This is a genomic window from Verrucomicrobiia bacterium, from assembly GCA_035629175.1.
Lineage (GTDB): Bacteria > Verrucomicrobiota > Verrucomicrobiia > Limisphaerales > DASXHY01 > DASXHY01.
Genome location: DASPIL010000096.1, coordinates 129,521 through 143,314 on the forward strand (window position 1 = coordinate 129,521; position 13,794 = coordinate 143,314).

General features: G+C 59.0%; 14 protein-coding genes and 1 tRNA gene. 8 read left to right on the forward strand and 7 right to left on the reverse strand.

Annotated elements, in window-relative coordinates; translation table 11 throughout:
• The first annotated feature begins 17 nt into the window (after window positions 1–17).
• The 7 genes from VEH04_17205 to hemH all read left to right on the forward strand — a co-directional run bounded on the left by VEH04_17205 (window position 18) and on the right by hemH (window position 7,771).
• Window positions 18–302, forward strand: coding sequence for a hypothetical protein (locus VEH04_17205; protein ID HYG24519.1), 285 nt, complete (start codon window positions 18–20; stop codon window positions 300–302).
• Window positions 299–1,687: a lysophospholipid acyltransferase family protein gene (locus VEH04_17210; GenBank protein HYG24520.1), complete on the forward strand. Its 1,389-nt coding sequence runs from the start codon at window positions 299–301 to the stop codon at window positions 1,685–1,687. The genes VEH04_17205 and VEH04_17210 overlap by 4 nt, the downstream gene beginning before the upstream one ends.
• 87 nt (window positions 1,688–1,774) lie before the next feature.
• Window positions 1,775–2,581 carry an RluA family pseudouridine synthase gene (locus VEH04_17215; GenBank protein ID HYG24521.1) on the forward strand — a complete coding sequence of 269 codons (807 nt, stop codon included), beginning with the start codon at window positions 1,775–1,777 and terminating at the stop codon, window positions 2,579–2,581.
• Window positions 2,582–2,796: 215 nt separating this feature from the next.
• Window positions 2,797–3,888 (forward strand): uroporphyrinogen decarboxylase, encoded by a 1,092-nt coding sequence (gene hemE / locus VEH04_17220; protein ID HYG24522.1) that lies wholly within the window; start codon window positions 2,797–2,799, stop codon window positions 3,886–3,888.
• Window positions 3,885–5,261, forward strand: a complete 1,377-nt coding sequence (hemN, locus tag VEH04_17225) for an oxygen-independent coproporphyrinogen III oxidase (protein ID HYG24523.1) — start codon at window positions 3,885–3,887, stop codon at window positions 5,259–5,261. Before hemE ends, hemN begins: the two co-directional genes overlap by 4 nt.
• An 89-nt stretch (window positions 5,262–5,350) precedes the next feature.
• Window positions 5,351–6,712, forward strand: a complete 1,362-nt coding sequence (gene hemG / locus VEH04_17230; protein HYG24524.1) for a protoporphyrinogen oxidase — start codon at window positions 5,351–5,353, stop codon at window positions 6,710–6,712.
• 42 nt (window positions 6,713–6,754) lie between these two features.
• Window positions 6,755–7,771, forward strand: coding sequence for a ferrochelatase (gene hemH, locus VEH04_17235; GenBank protein ID HYG24525.1), 1,017 nt, complete (start codon window positions 6,755–6,757; stop codon window positions 7,769–7,771).
• A gap of 6 nt (window positions 7,772–7,777) precedes the next feature.
• Here the strand turns inward: hemH and VEH04_17240 are convergent, their stop codons facing one another.
• The 7 genes from VEH04_17240 to VEH04_17270 form a co-directional block, all read right to left on the reverse strand.
• Complete coding sequence (locus VEH04_17240) at window positions 7,778–8,062, reverse strand: FeoA family protein (protein HYG24526.1); 285 nt, start codon at window positions 8,060–8,062, stop codon at window positions 7,778–7,780.
• A 79-nt stretch (window positions 8,063–8,141) separates the two neighbouring features.
• On the reverse strand, window positions 8,142–8,348 hold the full coding sequence (locus tag VEH04_17245; GenBank protein ID HYG24527.1) for a hypothetical protein: 207 nt from the start codon (window positions 8,346–8,348) through the stop codon (window positions 8,142–8,144).
• A gap of 1 nt (window position 8,349) precedes the next feature.
• Window positions 8,350–9,312 carry an FAD binding domain-containing protein gene (locus VEH04_17250; GenBank protein ID HYG24528.1) on the reverse strand — a complete coding sequence of 321 codons (963 nt, stop codon included), beginning with the start codon at window positions 9,310–9,312 and terminating at the stop codon, window positions 8,350–8,352.
• Window positions 9,309–11,402, reverse strand: coding sequence for a xanthine dehydrogenase family protein molybdopterin-binding subunit (locus tag VEH04_17255; protein HYG24529.1), 2,094 nt, complete (start codon window positions 11,400–11,402; stop codon window positions 9,309–9,311). Before VEH04_17255 ends, VEH04_17250 begins: the two co-directional genes overlap by 4 nt.
• The gene (locus tag VEH04_17260; protein HYG24530.1) at window positions 11,386–12,045 is read right to left on the reverse strand and encodes a (2Fe-2S)-binding protein; all 660 of its coding nucleotides are present in this window, start codon (window positions 12,043–12,045) and stop codon (window positions 11,386–11,388) included. Before VEH04_17260 ends, VEH04_17255 begins: the two co-directional genes overlap by 17 nt.
• Before the next feature lie 121 nt (window positions 12,046–12,166).
• Window positions 12,167–12,583 (reverse strand): response regulator, encoded by a 417-nt coding sequence (locus VEH04_17265; GenBank protein ID HYG24531.1) that lies wholly within the window; start codon window positions 12,581–12,583, stop codon window positions 12,167–12,169.
• A gap of 187 nt (window positions 12,584–12,770) precedes the next feature.
• A tRNA-Pro gene (locus tag VEH04_17270) sits at window positions 12,771–12,848 on the reverse strand.
• Window positions 12,849–12,984: 136 nt separating this feature from the next.
• On the opposite strand from VEH04_17270, the gene VEH04_17275 reads away from it, so the two are divergent.
• On the forward strand, window positions 12,985–13,731 hold the full coding sequence (locus VEH04_17275) for a class I SAM-dependent methyltransferase (GenBank protein HYG24532.1): 747 nt from the start codon (window positions 12,985–12,987) through the stop codon (window positions 13,729–13,731).
• Window positions 13,732–13,794: the final 63 nt, after the last annotated feature.

Sequence of the window (13,794 nt, forward strand, 5' to 3'; positions counted from 1 at the left end):
GGCATCGTGACGCGGCCATGAGAATCCTGATCGCCACTGTCACTGCGGGAGGAGGACATCTGGCGGCTGCGGCCGCACTGGAGGAAGCCTGGGCCTCATTTCGACCCGGGGATCAGGTGGAGCGGGTGGACATGCGGCGCTTCTTTTCCCCGCTTCACCGAAAGATTCATTCGGACGCCTGCTTCAAACTCGTGGAACGGGCGCCGGAAATTTGGGGAATGGTTTTCAAAAACACGGATAACCCGCGTGCAGCCCGGCGGCTGAGTTGCTGGAAGCAGGCGCTCCCCACGCTGCAAAAATGAGCTATTCGCTTCTTTATCGCGTGATGCGTGGAGTGCTGAGCGTGGCACTAGGTTTTTACTTTCGCCGCATCGAGCGGTTTCATCCCCAGCGCGTGCCGGAAAAGGGCCCGGTTCTGTTCACGTCGAACCATCCGAATTCCCTCACCGATTCCTGGATCATTGGCGCCACTGTCGCGAGAAAGGTGAATTTTGTCGCGACGGTTCAGTTATTTCGCTTCAAGGCCGTGAAGTGGTTTCTGTTGCGCTGCGGCGTGATCCCGATCAACCGGGCAAAGGACGATCCGCGGGGAATGCGCAGCGTGACCGACACGTTTGAATCGTGCTATCGGGTGCTGGAACGCGGGGAGGCCGTGGGAATTTTTCCGGAGGGCGTGACTTATGACGACTCCCGCCTGCGCGAAGTCAAAAGCGGCGCGGCCAGGATGGCGCTGGAATTGGAACATCGCCACGGCGGGAAGTTGGGCCTGAAGATTGTTCCCGTGGGCCTGACCTATTCTGCCAAAGAGCTGTATCGCAGCGATGTCCTCGCACACTTCGGCGAAGCCATCCTGATCGGGCCGTTTCTCGAGGGGTATGCAGAACGCCGGAAGGAATGCATCAATCGGTTGACTGGGGAAATCGAGAGGCAGATTCAGGCGTTGATCCTGCACATTCCACAACTGGAACAGACGCGCGTTGTCGAAGGCGTGAAGCGCCTTTACTTTGAACGGCTGCAGCTCGGGAACCAGATTCGGGAGGAGGCGATATCGCCGCGGAGCGAGGAATTGCTTCTCTCGCAGCGCATCACATCTGCAGTGGACGAGGTGTTCCGACTTCAACCAGGGCGCGCGGCGCGCTTTGCTGCGCGGCTGGCATTCTACGAACGCTGGCTGGTGCGCTTGAGGATTTCGGATGAGACACTGGCGTTGTTCCCAAACCGCGACCGTCTGATTGCGCGCAGCGCCTTCTGGAGCTGTGTTGCAATCCTGGGAACGCCCATCGCGCTTTATGGCTGGCTGCATCGGATCGTGCCCCATTTGATCATCGAATGGGCAGTGCAGCGTTTCGCCAGTTCTGACAAGCGCAAGGCACAAACTTCCACGACGAAGATCCTCGGAGGAATCCTGGTCTACTCGGCTTTCTTTCTTTTTTATGCCTCGCTTGTCCACGCCGTTGCTGGCCTGCCGGCAAGCTTCTGGTATTTGCTGTCATTGCCGCCCGCATCTCTGCTTGCGTTTTATCATTCGCGCGAACTGCGGCGCCTCAAGGCTGCCCTGAGAACGACGTGGGTGCTGTTCCGCGCGCCCTTTGCCGCAAGGCGCCTGGCCGCGCTTCGCAACGAGCTGATTGGCGAAATCGAATCGGTTCATTCCGCGCGCGCACAGGCGGCAATGCCTCAGCAGTGATTCATTTGCTTGTTGCGAAATGTCTTCCCACAGGTCAGAGCGTGGTTCCGGCTATCGCGTGTCGCTGGCTTGCAGTAGCTTCTGCACGTGGCGAAACCGAATTACATCGAGCTGGCGACGGGCGAACGCATTGCGATCCTTTATGAGGATCGGGCGGTCATGGCCATCGACAAGCCGCGCGGCTGGATGCTCGTGCCCTTCTCGTGGCAAAAAACCGACCGCAATCTGCAGGCGGCGCTCACGTCATCGATAGCCGCCAAGGATTTTTGGGCGCGATCGCGGAACCTGAAGTTCATCCGGTTCGTGCATCGGTTGGACGCGGAGACGACGGGAATTCTGTTGCTGGCGAAAAGCCTCGGGGCGGTCGACACGTACGGGAATCTTTTTGAGGGACGGAAAATGGAGAAGGTGTATCTCGCCGTTGTCGAGGGCGTGCCGGCCCAGCCTGAATGGATTTGCCGGGCGAAGATCGCTCCCGACCCGGAACAGCACGGCAGGATGAAAGTGGATGCGCGTGGAGGGAAGGAATCAGAAACAGCGTTTCGATTGCTTCAAACTGTCGGCAACTGGTCGCTGGTGGAGGCGCGTCCCTACACCGGCCGGACGCATCAGATTCGCCTACATCTCCTCGAAGCCGGCCTGCCCATTGTGGGCGACGCTATGTATGGAACGGATCGCAATCCAAGGAAGGGTCTTGGGTTGCGTGCGGTTGAGCTGGCGTTCAACGACCCCTTCAATCGGCAGCGGATTCACATTCGCGCTCCTTCCGAGGCTTTCATGGCGGAATACGGTTTCGCGGTTCCCGCGCGTGAACGCCCGGCGGCCGCGCAGCCGCAGGAGCGCCTGCTGGCGGATGGGGGAAAGAGCGCGAGGGAAAAGGGGCAACCGACGTAATGCGGGCTTGGCGGACGGATGCCATTGGCGGATCTCAATCCGTGGGCGCTTTGGACGCATGCCGGGCTTGGAAGCTGGCGATACGGCAGGTTTGGAAACCTGCCCAGCGTTCGGGAGCGTTAAAATCGGTGGATTTCTCGGCAATTCGCGTGCAGCCTGCCGGTGAATTTCCAATAGCGTGATGGCCGAAGGCCAAAACGACGACGCGCACCTGAATGATGAGTAATAATGCAGTGGAATCAACGGACACGGCCGGCGGGACATTGACTTCCCGGCAGCGGTTTGCGCGCGCTTGCCGCTGCGAACCTGTGGATCGTCCGCCGATGTGGCTGATGCGGCAGGCGGGACGAGCGTTGCCCGAATACCGCAAGCTCAAGGAGACCCACACGTTCGTGGAACTCGTGCAGGATCCGGATCTGGCGACGGAGGTGACACTGCAGCCGATCCGCAGATTTGGCTTTGATGCGGCAATTCTCTTCAGCGACATCCTTGTGATACCCGAGGCAATGGGGCAGGCGTATCGTTTTCGGGAAACGGGCGGGGTGGTGATGGACTTTGCGGTGCGGAACAAGGCTGACGTGGACAAGCTTTCTGTCGAACAGGTGTGCGGGCGATTGAGTTATGTGGACAAGGCGCTGCGGCGGCTGCGCACGGAGCTCGGCGACGACACGGCGTTGATTGGTTTCTCCGGTTCACCGTGGACGCTCGCGACGTTCATGATTGAGGGCGGGAGCGTTCCGCGTTACAGCCGGGCGCTGGCTGTGTTGCGGGAGGATCCCAGGACCTATTACGCGCTTGCGGAGAAATTGACGATGGCGGTGGCCGAATACCTGAAGATGCAGATTGCCGCAGGCGTTGACGCCCTTCAATTGTTTGACAGCCACGGGGGGCATCTGAGCGTGGCGGAGTTCGATGACGTTTCGGGCCGCTGGATGCGCGAGATCATTGCCGAGTTGCGCAGGAAGCATGTCAAGGCTACGCCGCCTGTGATTGTTTTTTCACTCGGAACGCATGGCAGCTGGCACGATTTGATGGCGACCGGCGCGAACGTGCTGGGAGTGGATTGGCAGACATCGCTTGCCGACGTGCGGAAGATCGTTCCAGAGCGGATTGCGTTGCAGGGAAATTTGGCGCCGGCATTGCTTGTCGAGGCGGCGCCGGATGTGGTCACACGCGAGACCCAGGCTGTGCTCGAGGCGATGCGCGGGCGGAACGGACACATTTTCAACCTGGGCCACGGTTTGACCCCAGGGGCTACGCTGGAGAATATTCAGGCAGTCGTGGACACTGTGCGGAAGTTTCGATGAAGACGTTGAACGTAGATCTCGATCTGGTGCGGAAATACAATGTGGCTGGCCCCCGCTACACGAGTTATCCGCCCGCGACGAAGTTCACCGATGCGGTGAGCTGGGAGCAGTTGTCGGAACGGATCGAGGCGAACAATCGTTCCACCCGCGACCTTTCCATTTACTTTCACATTCCGTTTTGCGAGACGCTCTGCTGGTTCTGCGGCTGCACGACAGTCATCACGCTCAATCACGACAAGGGCAAGGCGTATGTGGACTACCTCGAGCGTGAGGTGGCGCGCATGGCTCCGCAGCTGAATAGCGAACGGAAAGTCGTGCAACTGCACTTTGGCGGAGGATCACCGACGTTTCTCCGGCCAGAAGAAATCCGCCGGCTCGGTGCGATCATTCACAGGCACTTTACGTTTGCGCCCGACATTGAGGCCAGCGTGGAGGTCGATCCGCGGCGGCTCACGCGAGATCACCTTGCAGCGTTGCGGGAGATTGGATTCAACCGCGCTTCGATGGGCGTGCAGGATTTCAATCCCGAGGTGCAGAAGGCGATACACCGCATTCAACCGCGCGAGATGACGCAGCAGGCGATCGACTGGATGCGTGAGCTGGGTTACAAGTCGATCAATCTCGACTTGATCTACGGCCTGCCGAACCAGACTCCCGCGACGTTCAATGAGACCCTGGATACAGTGCTCGAGATGAAACCCGACCGGCTGGCAGTGTTCAGTTACGCGCATGTTCCATGGATCAAGCCCGCGCAGAAAATTCTCCAGGAAAAAGTGCTGCCGACGCCTGAATCAAAGCTCGAGGTTCTGAAACTCGTGATTGAGCGGCTGACCGCGAATGATCAGTACGTGTACATCGGGATGGATCATTTTGCCAAACCGGAGGATGAACTGGCCGTCGCGCAGCGGAACAAGGAGCTTCAACGCAATTTCCAGGGATACAGCACACGCGCGGGATCGGACATCTACGCCTTTGGCATGTCGAGCATCTCGCAGATTCCGGATGCGTACTGGCAGAACGAAAAGGAGCTGCCGAAATATCAGGAAGCGGTCGACGCGGGACGCGTGCCATTGCATCGTGCCTACTTCGTGACGGAGGAGGACAATCGCCGCCGTGAAACCATTATGCGCGTGATGTGCGATTTGTCGCTCGATTTCGCAGCGATGTCCCAAAAGCTCGGCATCGATTTTGAGGAACACTTTGCAAGCGAGCTGGCGGCGCTGGCGCCGTTTGAGGCGGACGGGTTGGTGAGGCAGATTCCAGGCGGTCTTGAGGTGACCGATGCGGGGCGCTTGTTCATCCGAAACATCGCGATGAGCTTCGACAATACACTGGCGCCTGCAGGCGAACGGCGGCATTCGAAGACCATTTGACCGTTGCGTTGCCACGACATTGTGAATGTTTGCGCTCCTTCAACATTGTCCGGCAGCGGGGATTTCGCATCGTGTCGCGTGTCTGAACCATGAAATCGGTTGCGATCATCGGAGCGGGAATCACGGGGTTGACTGCTGCTTTTTACCTGAGGCGCAGAGGACTCGCTGTCGCAGTGTATGAGAGCGCAAACCGGGTGGGCGGCGTTATTCAGTCGGAACGGCGGGACGGTTTCCTTGCAGAGTTTGGCCCAAACACAATCCTTGAAACGTCGCCGAAAGTTCGGCAATTGGTGATCGATGCAGGGCTGCAATCACGCCGCCTGGATCCCGATCCCCGCGCTGAAGCGCGTTACGTAGTGCGCTATCGGCGGCCAGTCGAAGCTCCCGCATCGCCTCCCGGGTTTCTCACGTCGGAGCTTTTTTCGTGGAAGGCAAAACTCGCCGTGCTGCGCGAACCATTCATTCCTGCGCGCCGCGACGGGGTGGAAGAGAGCATTGCGCAGTTTGTCATTCGGCGGTTCAACCAGGAATTTCTTGATCATGTGATCGATGCTCTGGTCGCGGGGATTTACGCGGGCGATCCCTACAAGCTTTCGGTGACTCACGCCTTTCCCAAACTCAAAGCGCTCGAGGATAACTACGGGTCGATGATCAAGGGACAGATCCTTGGCGCGCGTGAACGAAAGAAGCGCGGCGAGGTTGCCAAGGATCGGGCTCCAAAATTCTCTTTCGACGAAGGCCTGCAGGTGTTGCCCGATGAGTTGGCGAAGCAATTGGGCGATGCGGTCCGCCTGAACTGCCCGGTCACGGAGTTGACCCGCACGGATGCGGGATGGCGGGTCGAAACAAACGCGGGGCAGTTTGACCACGATGCGGTTGTCTATTGCGGGACGGCCCACAAACTGGCCGAGCTGCGGGTGAACACTCCCGTTCCACTCGACCTTCCGAGGCTGGCCGAAATCCGTTATCCGCCAGTCGCGAGTGTGGTCTTTGGGTTCAGGCGCGAGGACGTCGCACATCCAGCCAGCGGGTTTGGCATGTTGATCCCGAGGGTCGAGGGATTCAAATTGCTCGGCACCATTTTCTCGTCGGCCCTTTTTCCCAATCGGGCTCCAGCCGGCCATTTGACGCTGACGAGTTACATCGGCGGCGAGCGTTATCCGGAACTGGCGGCGCTTCCACGCGATCAACTGTATGCTCTGGCCCTGGCGGATCTGCGAGTGCTCCTGGGAGTGCGGGGCGAGCCTGTGTTCCGCAATGCTGTGGTGTATCCGCGGGCGATTCCGCAATACAACGTCGGCTACGGGACGTTTCGGGAGTTGATGGGGCGGATCGAGCAGAAGGCGCCGGGGCTCTATTTGGCGGGGCATTATCGGGATGGCGTCTCGCTCAGCGATTCCATACTTTCCGGCTGCAATGTGGCGGAACGGATTCAACCTGGTGGCGCGTGACCCGCGTTTGCCGGGCGTTCGCGAATTGATCTCGAAATTCAAATGAGCAAAGCAGTTTTATTGGTTAATTTGGGTTCGCCCGACTCACCATCCGTTCCGGATGTGCGCCGTTACCTCAACGAGTTCCTGATGGACGCTCGCGTCATCGATACTCCGTGGGTGGCGCGGCGATTCATCGTAAGCATGATTCTATTGAACCGGCCGAAGGAGTCGGCTCATGCTTATCAAACCGTTTGGACCAAGGAGGGCTCGCCCCTGATTGTCACGAGCCGCAACGTGCAAAAGTTGTTGCAGCAGCGCGTATCGATGCCTGTCGAACTTGCAATGCGGTATCAGAACCCCAGCATTCGGGATGTGGTGCGCAAGCTGGCGCAGCGAGGCGTCACGGAACTCCTCCTGATTCCGCTATTTCCGCATTACGCGATGTCCAGCTTCGAAACCGCGGTCGTGCGAGTGCAGGAGGTTGCGGCGAAGATCGCGCCTGGCATGCGCGTCACAGTCCAGGGTCCGTATGGGGACGCTCCTGATTACATCAATGCGCTTGTGGCCAGTGCGGAGCCGTACCTGCAGAAGGATTTTGATTTTCTGTTGTTCAGCTTCCATGGCGTCCCGGAGCGGCAGATCCGCAAATCTGATCCGACGGGGCGTCATTGCCTGCAGGTGCAGGATTGCTGCCGGGTGCCGAGCGAGGCGCACAAGTTTTGTTATCGGCATCAATGTTTTCGAACCGCGGACGAATTTAGCAAGGTGGCGGGCGTGCCTGCCGGAAAGTGGTCGGTTTCATTCCAGTCGCGCCTTGGAAAAGATCCATGGCTGACTCCCTTCACGGACAAGGAACTGGAACGGCTGGGCCAGCGGAAACTAAAACGCCTGCTGGTGATCTGCCCCGCGTTTGTTTCGGATTGCCTTGAGACGATCGAGGAGATCGGGATGCGCGGGAAGGAGTCATTCGTTCAGGCTGGGGGAGGGGAGTTCTTCCAGATTCCGTGTCTCAATGAACACCCGCTTTGGATTGAGGCGCTGGCGGGAATGGTAAACCGCTTTGCCGGCGAGAAGTAACCGAGGTCAGGTGGCCCGTGCGGGCACGAAGAGAGGCTCGACCATGATTGCATGTGCCAGTTGCTCGCTGAGGGCAAGGCGCGCATTGCAGACCTGGCAGATGAAATTGTTCTGGCTGGTGATGAGTTTTACCACCTGTTCCTCGCCCAGTCCGATTTCCCGCAATCGATTTTGAACTTCCGGGGAGGCGCAGAGCTGCTTGATGCGAACGGCGACGCCGGCCTTCACGCGGCTAAGCGGGCAAGGTTCGCAACGGATTTCGCCGGCAGGTATCTTCGCATCGTTGCTCACGGGGTATACAATGGGGGGAGGAGGCAGTGCGCGACTAACCCCGATTTGCGTTTTGCTGTTCCCGAATTGCAATCCAAGGTCAGCTCTCAAAGCAGGGACGGGACGGATTACAGAGTTGAACGCTGACCTGGCAGTCGTCGAATCCGACTTCCGCGAGTGTTTTGTTGCACCAGCAATGCCCGCGGTGGGTCAGTTCATTTCCGCTGGTGGCGAAGACTTCGTCCTCTTGTTCCGGGATGTAAAGCTTCTTGGACCGCAGGTGGCGGCAGCATTGGTCAGGCTTCATATCATGCGATCAGTTGCATCAAGGTGCGGCGGACCAGCGCGCGGGCCATCGGCACCTTGTATCCATTGTGTTCCATGGGTTCCGCCCGCGCGAGCAGCAGGCGCGCGGCTTCATCGGCTGTGGCCTCGTCCAGGGTCTTGCCCTGGAGGAAATCATTCGCCGCCTTCACCATGTGGGGCACTGGGGAGATGGCACCGAGCGCAATGCGGACGCTGCTCAGCTGCCTGCCATTCACGGTTGCGGATACCGAGCAGCTCACAAGCGCCCAATCGAACGATGCTTTTTCGCTGATCTGCTGGTAGGCGCTTTTCTGCGAGGGCTGAACGGGGACTTCAACCCGGACGACGAGGTCGCCGGCATTCAGGGAATTATGCGCCAGGGGGTTTTCCCATGCCTTGGCGTAGAACTCAGGGATCGTCATTCGCTTTTCCTGCCCGCCACTGAACACCACGACCGTGGCATCGAGCACTGCCAGGGCGATCGAGAGATTCGAAACGACGGGGCTGATGCACGTGTTGCCGCTGAAGAGGCTGTGATATTTGTTTTCGCCATGGCGGGCATAGCAAAGATCGCCCTTCTTCTTCAGGCATACCGTGTCGCGATGCCGGTAATACCAGCATCGGGAATGCTGCGACAGATTTCCCGCAATCGTTGCAACGTTGCGAATCTGCCGGGAACCCACCTCGGCGGCGGCCTGCTGCAGACCTGGGAAGACGCGTTTGAGTTCTGAATGATCCTCCAACTCAGCGACCGTAACCGTGGCTCCAAGCTTCCAGGCGGTCGGGCCTGGTTCGATGCGATTCAAGCCGAGTGTCTTGACGTTGACGAGCGTTTTCGGTTCGACCAGATAATCCTTCATCCGGTTCAACACGTCGTTCCCGCCGCCGAGGTAGGCGCCGTTATCGCCCAATAATTCCCGGGCGCTGGCAGGCGACGTGGCGCTGGCGTACTGAAATGCGTTCATACGACGGGTGCTTTATCCTTGTTCAATGCGTTCAAGATTTTCTGAGGCGTGATCGGCAGGCTGCCGACGCGCACGCCGATTGCGTTGGCGACGGCGTTGGCGATCGCGGATGCGGTGGGTATTGTGACCGGTTCTCCGATGCCAATGACGCCGCGCTCAGGCATGTCGAGGAGCACGACATCGATTTCAGGCATGTCGGCGATTCCGGGCAGCTTGTAGGTTTCGAAATTTGGATTCAGGACCACGCCGGAAAGCTCATCCATGATGCGCTCCTCGTAGAGCGCGTAGCCGATGCCCATGATGATGCCGCCGTTGACCTGGCTTTCACAGGTGAGCTTGCTGACGATCAATCCGCCATCCTGCACGCAGGTGATTTTCTTCACGCGGGTGAAGCCTGTTTCTGTATCAACTTCGACCTCGGCGAACTGCACGCCGGCGGCGCCGCTTGACGAGAGACCTTCCTGCCATCGTCCCTGAACCGTTACGGGGTTCATGCCGAGCTTGCGGCACGCGCCAATCCATTGTTCGCCGCGGGCGTCCGCGACTCCACTGCGTTCCTGCAGTTGCTGCAGCGCCCTGGTGCAGGTATCGAAAATGGCGGGCGACACGGAAGCCGCGGTCGTGCTGCCGCCGCTTGCGCCCGATGGCGGGAACGTGCTGTTGCCGACGCGCACATCAATTTGTTCCGGCTTTAATCCAAATATGTCCGCCGCGATCACTGCGATGAGAGTCTTGGTCCCCGTTCCCAGGTCCTGCGTACCGCAACGCACCTCGACGCTCCCATCGGGATTCACCTGTGCTTCCGCCTGGGTTCCGCGTCCGCCGCCGCCCCAGGTTGCCGCGGCGCAGCCAACCCCGGTTTTGATGGGTCCGTTGGAACTGCCGGGCTTCTTGTATTTGTCCTTCCAGCCGAATCGTTCAGCGCCCAGTCGAAACTGGCGCGCGCGGATTTCGCGGCTGTTCGACCGATCGTTCTTGATGCGCAATTCAACGGGATCCATTCCAATGCGCGCCGCGATGTCGTCGAGCATCGACTCGATTCCAAACGAAGCGGGTGGATGGCCGGGAGCGCGGAACGCGCGGGCCGAACCTGCGTTCGTTGCTACGGAGGTCTGGCGAACGCGGATGTTCGGAACGTGGTACAGATACGGCGCGGGGATCGAAACGTCGCCGCTGCCCGCAGCGCTTGCGCCACCCGATGCGAAACCCGGGGTGCCGAAGTTTTCCATTTCGAATGCGAGCAGGTCTCCATCTGCGTTGGCGCCCATCCGGAGTTTTTGAAAAGTGGAAGGACGATTTCCTACTGCGAGCGATTGGTCAAAGCGGGTCAGCATCAGTTTGACCGGCGCTTTGGCTTCCTGTGAGAGGCGCGCCGCCATTCCACCTTCCACGCCCAGGCCCATCTTGGCTCCGAAACCGCCGCCCATGAATTCCGTGAGCACGCGGACTTTGCTCTGCTGCAGTCCGAGGTAACTGGCAAGGTCATTGCGGACGCCGCCAATTCCCTGCGTCGATGCCCAGCAGGTGACCTCGTCGTCCTTCACAGAAATTGTGTTGCCATGCGTCTCGAGCGGATGATGCAGTTGCACCGGAGTCGAGAAACTTCCCTCCACGATGACGGTTGAATCCGCGAAACCCTTTTCGACATCGCCGCGTTCGTTGACACGCGGGCGGGTGGTGTTCAGGCCCTCCGGCCAAACGCGCGGGGCGGTTTCCTTCATTGCCTCGGCTTCCTTTACGACGAAAGGCAGGGGTTCAGCCTGAACTTCAATCAGGCGCAACGCATCGATGCAGGCCTGCTTGCTTGTCCCGGCGACGGCGGCGATTTCTTCGCCGTAGTAGCGGACGATTCTGTCGGCGCGGTTATCGCGGAGGATTGCAGCCTTGATGCCAGGAACCTGGCGGGCTTTTTCGAGGTTGATTGCAGTGATCTTTGCAGCGGGCCATTTGGAACGAAGGATCATCCCGTAAAGCCAGCCTTCCGGCTGGACATCTGAAGGGTACTTCGCGGCGCCTGTGACTTTGTCCGGGGCATCAATGCGCCTGGCGCTGCTCCCGATGTGCGTTCTGTTTTCAGGCCAGCTTGGCATAGGAAATCACCTCGGTTTTGCTGCTTACCTGGACGCCGGCAGCTTTGAGCGCGGCTTCGAGTATGCGGGGTTGGGTGCCGCAGCGGCACAAATTGCCCGAGCAGGCGTGCTTCACGTCCGCGGCTGTCGGCTTGGAATTCTTTTTCAACAACGCGGTGACGCTCATCACAAACCCGGGTGTGCAGTAGCCGCACATCAAGGCGTCCTGGCTGATGAACGCTTCCTGCACGCGGCTCAGCTTGCCGTCAGCAGCAATGCCTTCAATTGTCGTGATCGCTTTGCCTTGCGCCTCGATCGCCAGCATTGAGCAGGAATAAACGGGTTTGTCATCGACGAGGATCGTGCACGCACCGCAGCTGGCGCGATCACATACCTCCTTGGCGCCGGTGAGCGGGGTGAGGTTGCGCAACGCTTCAAGCAGCGTCACGCGCGGCTGCACCTGAAGGTTCACAGGCTTGCCATTCAGTTGAAGCGTGATCGGAACGGCGTCGGGTCCGATGACCTTTTCCGCATTCACCCTTTCGAGTTCGGCCGCGACTGCCTGGACTTGCGCCGTGGCAGCTACCGCCGCTGTTGCGCCGAACGATTTGAGAAATGATCGGCGTGTTACGGAAAAGCCGTCGTTGGAGGAAGCTTCGCTCATAGGTAACGAGTTGCAGCAGCTCTGACGGGGAACGCCAGAGGCTGGTTACGTGAGTTCAGTTCAGAAGACCGCCAAAAGCGAGCGATTTTTTTTTCCACTCTTCGCGCCGAACATGCCGGGCTTAACCGAGCAGAGCGTTGTTCACGGCAGTTTCAAACACTTCGGGCGAAAATGGTTTCTCCAAAGCGCACACTGCGCCGAGTTGAAGGCTCATGCTCAAATTGATTTCGGGATGGCTGTAGAAGCTGCCGCCCGAAATCGAAATCACCTTTACCGCCGGCCAGCGCCGTTTGATTTCGCCGAGCGTCTCAATGCCGTCCTTGTTGGGCATCAGCAGGTCGAGCACGACGACGTCCGTCTGTTGCTGCTCGAGGTGCTTCAGCGCTTGGACGCCATCGGCCGCATCGAACACCGAGTAATCGGATTCCTTGAGCATCCAGCGCAGAGACATGCGCACGGCGTCATCGTCGTCGACCACCAGAACCCGCGGCCTTGCTGCGATCGGGCTTGCTGGTTCAGGTTGGTTTAAATCTTCCATTTTGCACCCGGAGCTTTTCAATCGTCCTAGACATCGGGCATTGCGTTAAAGAGGTAAGCCCCAATTGCTTAGAACGCGCGAATGACACCCAAAGTATGCATAAACGTGCCTGTGGTTGCGCAACGAAGGCAGGTGCGGAAGAGAGAATGGCAGACGGACGGAGTGGAGAAAACGCCGATTTATAGAATGGTCGGGGCGGGGAGATTTGAACTCCCGACCTCTTGCACCCCAAGCAAGCGCGCTAGCCAGGCTACGCTACGCCCCGAACCATTGCGGCCGATTGCTCGGACGCGCGGCATACTATGCAGCGTGCCCCGAGGCGAAACAACTGCAAAAATCCTTTCGCATCGCGATCCGCATTCTACATCATCGCAGCCCTGTAGCAGCGATGGATTCAGACTATGGACATTTCGAAACTGAAGGCAGGAGACGAACACTACATGGCGTATGTGGGGCCGCCCGCGCAGTACGACTTCATGGGCGCAACGCAGTTTCGGCTGCTGTGCACGCTCGGCTTGCGCGCGGGGCATTCGGTTCTCGACGTCGGGTGCGGTTCGCTGCGAGCCGGGCGTTTCCTGATCACGTATCTCGACCCAGGCCGCTATTGCGGGATTGAGCCGAACGAATGGCTGATCAAGGAAGCGGTCGCAAACCAGCTGGGACAGGATCTTGTAGACCTGAAAAAGCCGCGTTTTGATTTCAACAGTGAGTTTCGAACGAATGTGTTTTCACGGGCGTTCGATTTCATCATCGCGCAGTCCATCTTTTCTCACACTGGCGCGGATCTGCTTGCCGGCGCTCTCCGGAATTTCAAGGCCGCGCTCCACCCAAAAGGTTTGGTGGCGGCAACCTTCATCGAAGGCAAGAAGGACTCGCCGGAGCAGGGGTGGATTTATCCTGGCTGTGTGAAGTTTCGAAGGTCCAGCGTGGTGCGTTTTGCCAAAGATGCAGGTTTATATGCAACGCCGATACCATGGTATCACCCGCGCCAGACGTGGTATCTGCTCGCAGCGGATCCGGGGCGCCTGCCAAGTACCCGGATGCTGCGGCATCTCAGCGGGGCTGTGTTGTTCGAACCTGAATTTGCGGAAAGCTGGAATCCCCGGTTAACGCTCACTGAACGGTTGAAGAATCTGTTCGGCGGTTGAGCGTCCGAACTCGGGGTTTTCCAGGCGACAGTGGAACGGAGACGCGCGGGTCCACCCAGATGA

What these genes read in the sequence shown, in the direction of transcription:
- VEH04_17265 (HYG24531.1), bottom strand. Translation starts at nt 12,583, where the DNA reads ATGGAAGATTTAAACCAACCTGAACCAGCAAGCCCGATCGCAGCAAGG.
- VEH04_17260 (HYG24530.1), bottom strand. Translation starts at nt 12,045, where the DNA reads ATGAGCGAAGCTTCCTCCAACGACGGCTTTTCCGTAACACGCCGATCA.
- VEH04_17275 (HYG24532.1), top strand. Translation starts at nt 12,985, where the DNA reads ATGGACATTTCGAAACTGAAGGCAGGAGACGAACACTACATGGCGTAT.
- VEH04_17250 (HYG24528.1), bottom strand. Translation starts at nt 9,312, where the DNA reads ATGAACGCATTTCAGTACGCCAGCGCCACGTCGCCTGCCAGCGCCCGG.
- hemE (HYG24522.1), top strand. Translation starts at nt 2,797, where the DNA reads ATGATGAGTAATAATGCAGTGGAATCAACGGACACGGCCGGCGGGACA.
- VEH04_17210 (HYG24520.1), top strand. Translation starts at nt 299, where the DNA reads ATGAGCTATTCGCTTCTTTATCGCGTGATGCGTGGAGTGCTGAGCGTG.
- hemG (HYG24524.1), top strand. Translation starts at nt 5,351, where the DNA reads ATGAAATCGGTTGCGATCATCGGAGCGGGAATCACGGGGTTGACTGCT.
- VEH04_17205 (HYG24519.1), top strand. Translation starts at nt 18, where the DNA reads ATGAGAATCCTGATCGCCACTGTCACTGCGGGAGGAGGACATCTGGCG.
- hemH (HYG24525.1), top strand. Translation starts at nt 6,755, where the DNA reads ATGAGCAAAGCAGTTTTATTGGTTAATTTGGGTTCGCCCGACTCACCA.
- VEH04_17245 (HYG24527.1), bottom strand. Translation starts at nt 8,348, where the DNA reads ATGAAGCCTGACCAATGCTGCCGCCACCTGCGGTCCAAGAAGCTTTAC.
- hemN (HYG24523.1), top strand. Translation starts at nt 3,885, where the DNA reads ATGAAGACGTTGAACGTAGATCTCGATCTGGTGCGGAAATACAATGTG.
- VEH04_17255 (HYG24529.1), bottom strand. Translation starts at nt 11,402, where the DNA reads ATGCCAAGCTGGCCTGAAAACAGAACGCACATCGGGAGCAGCGCCAGG.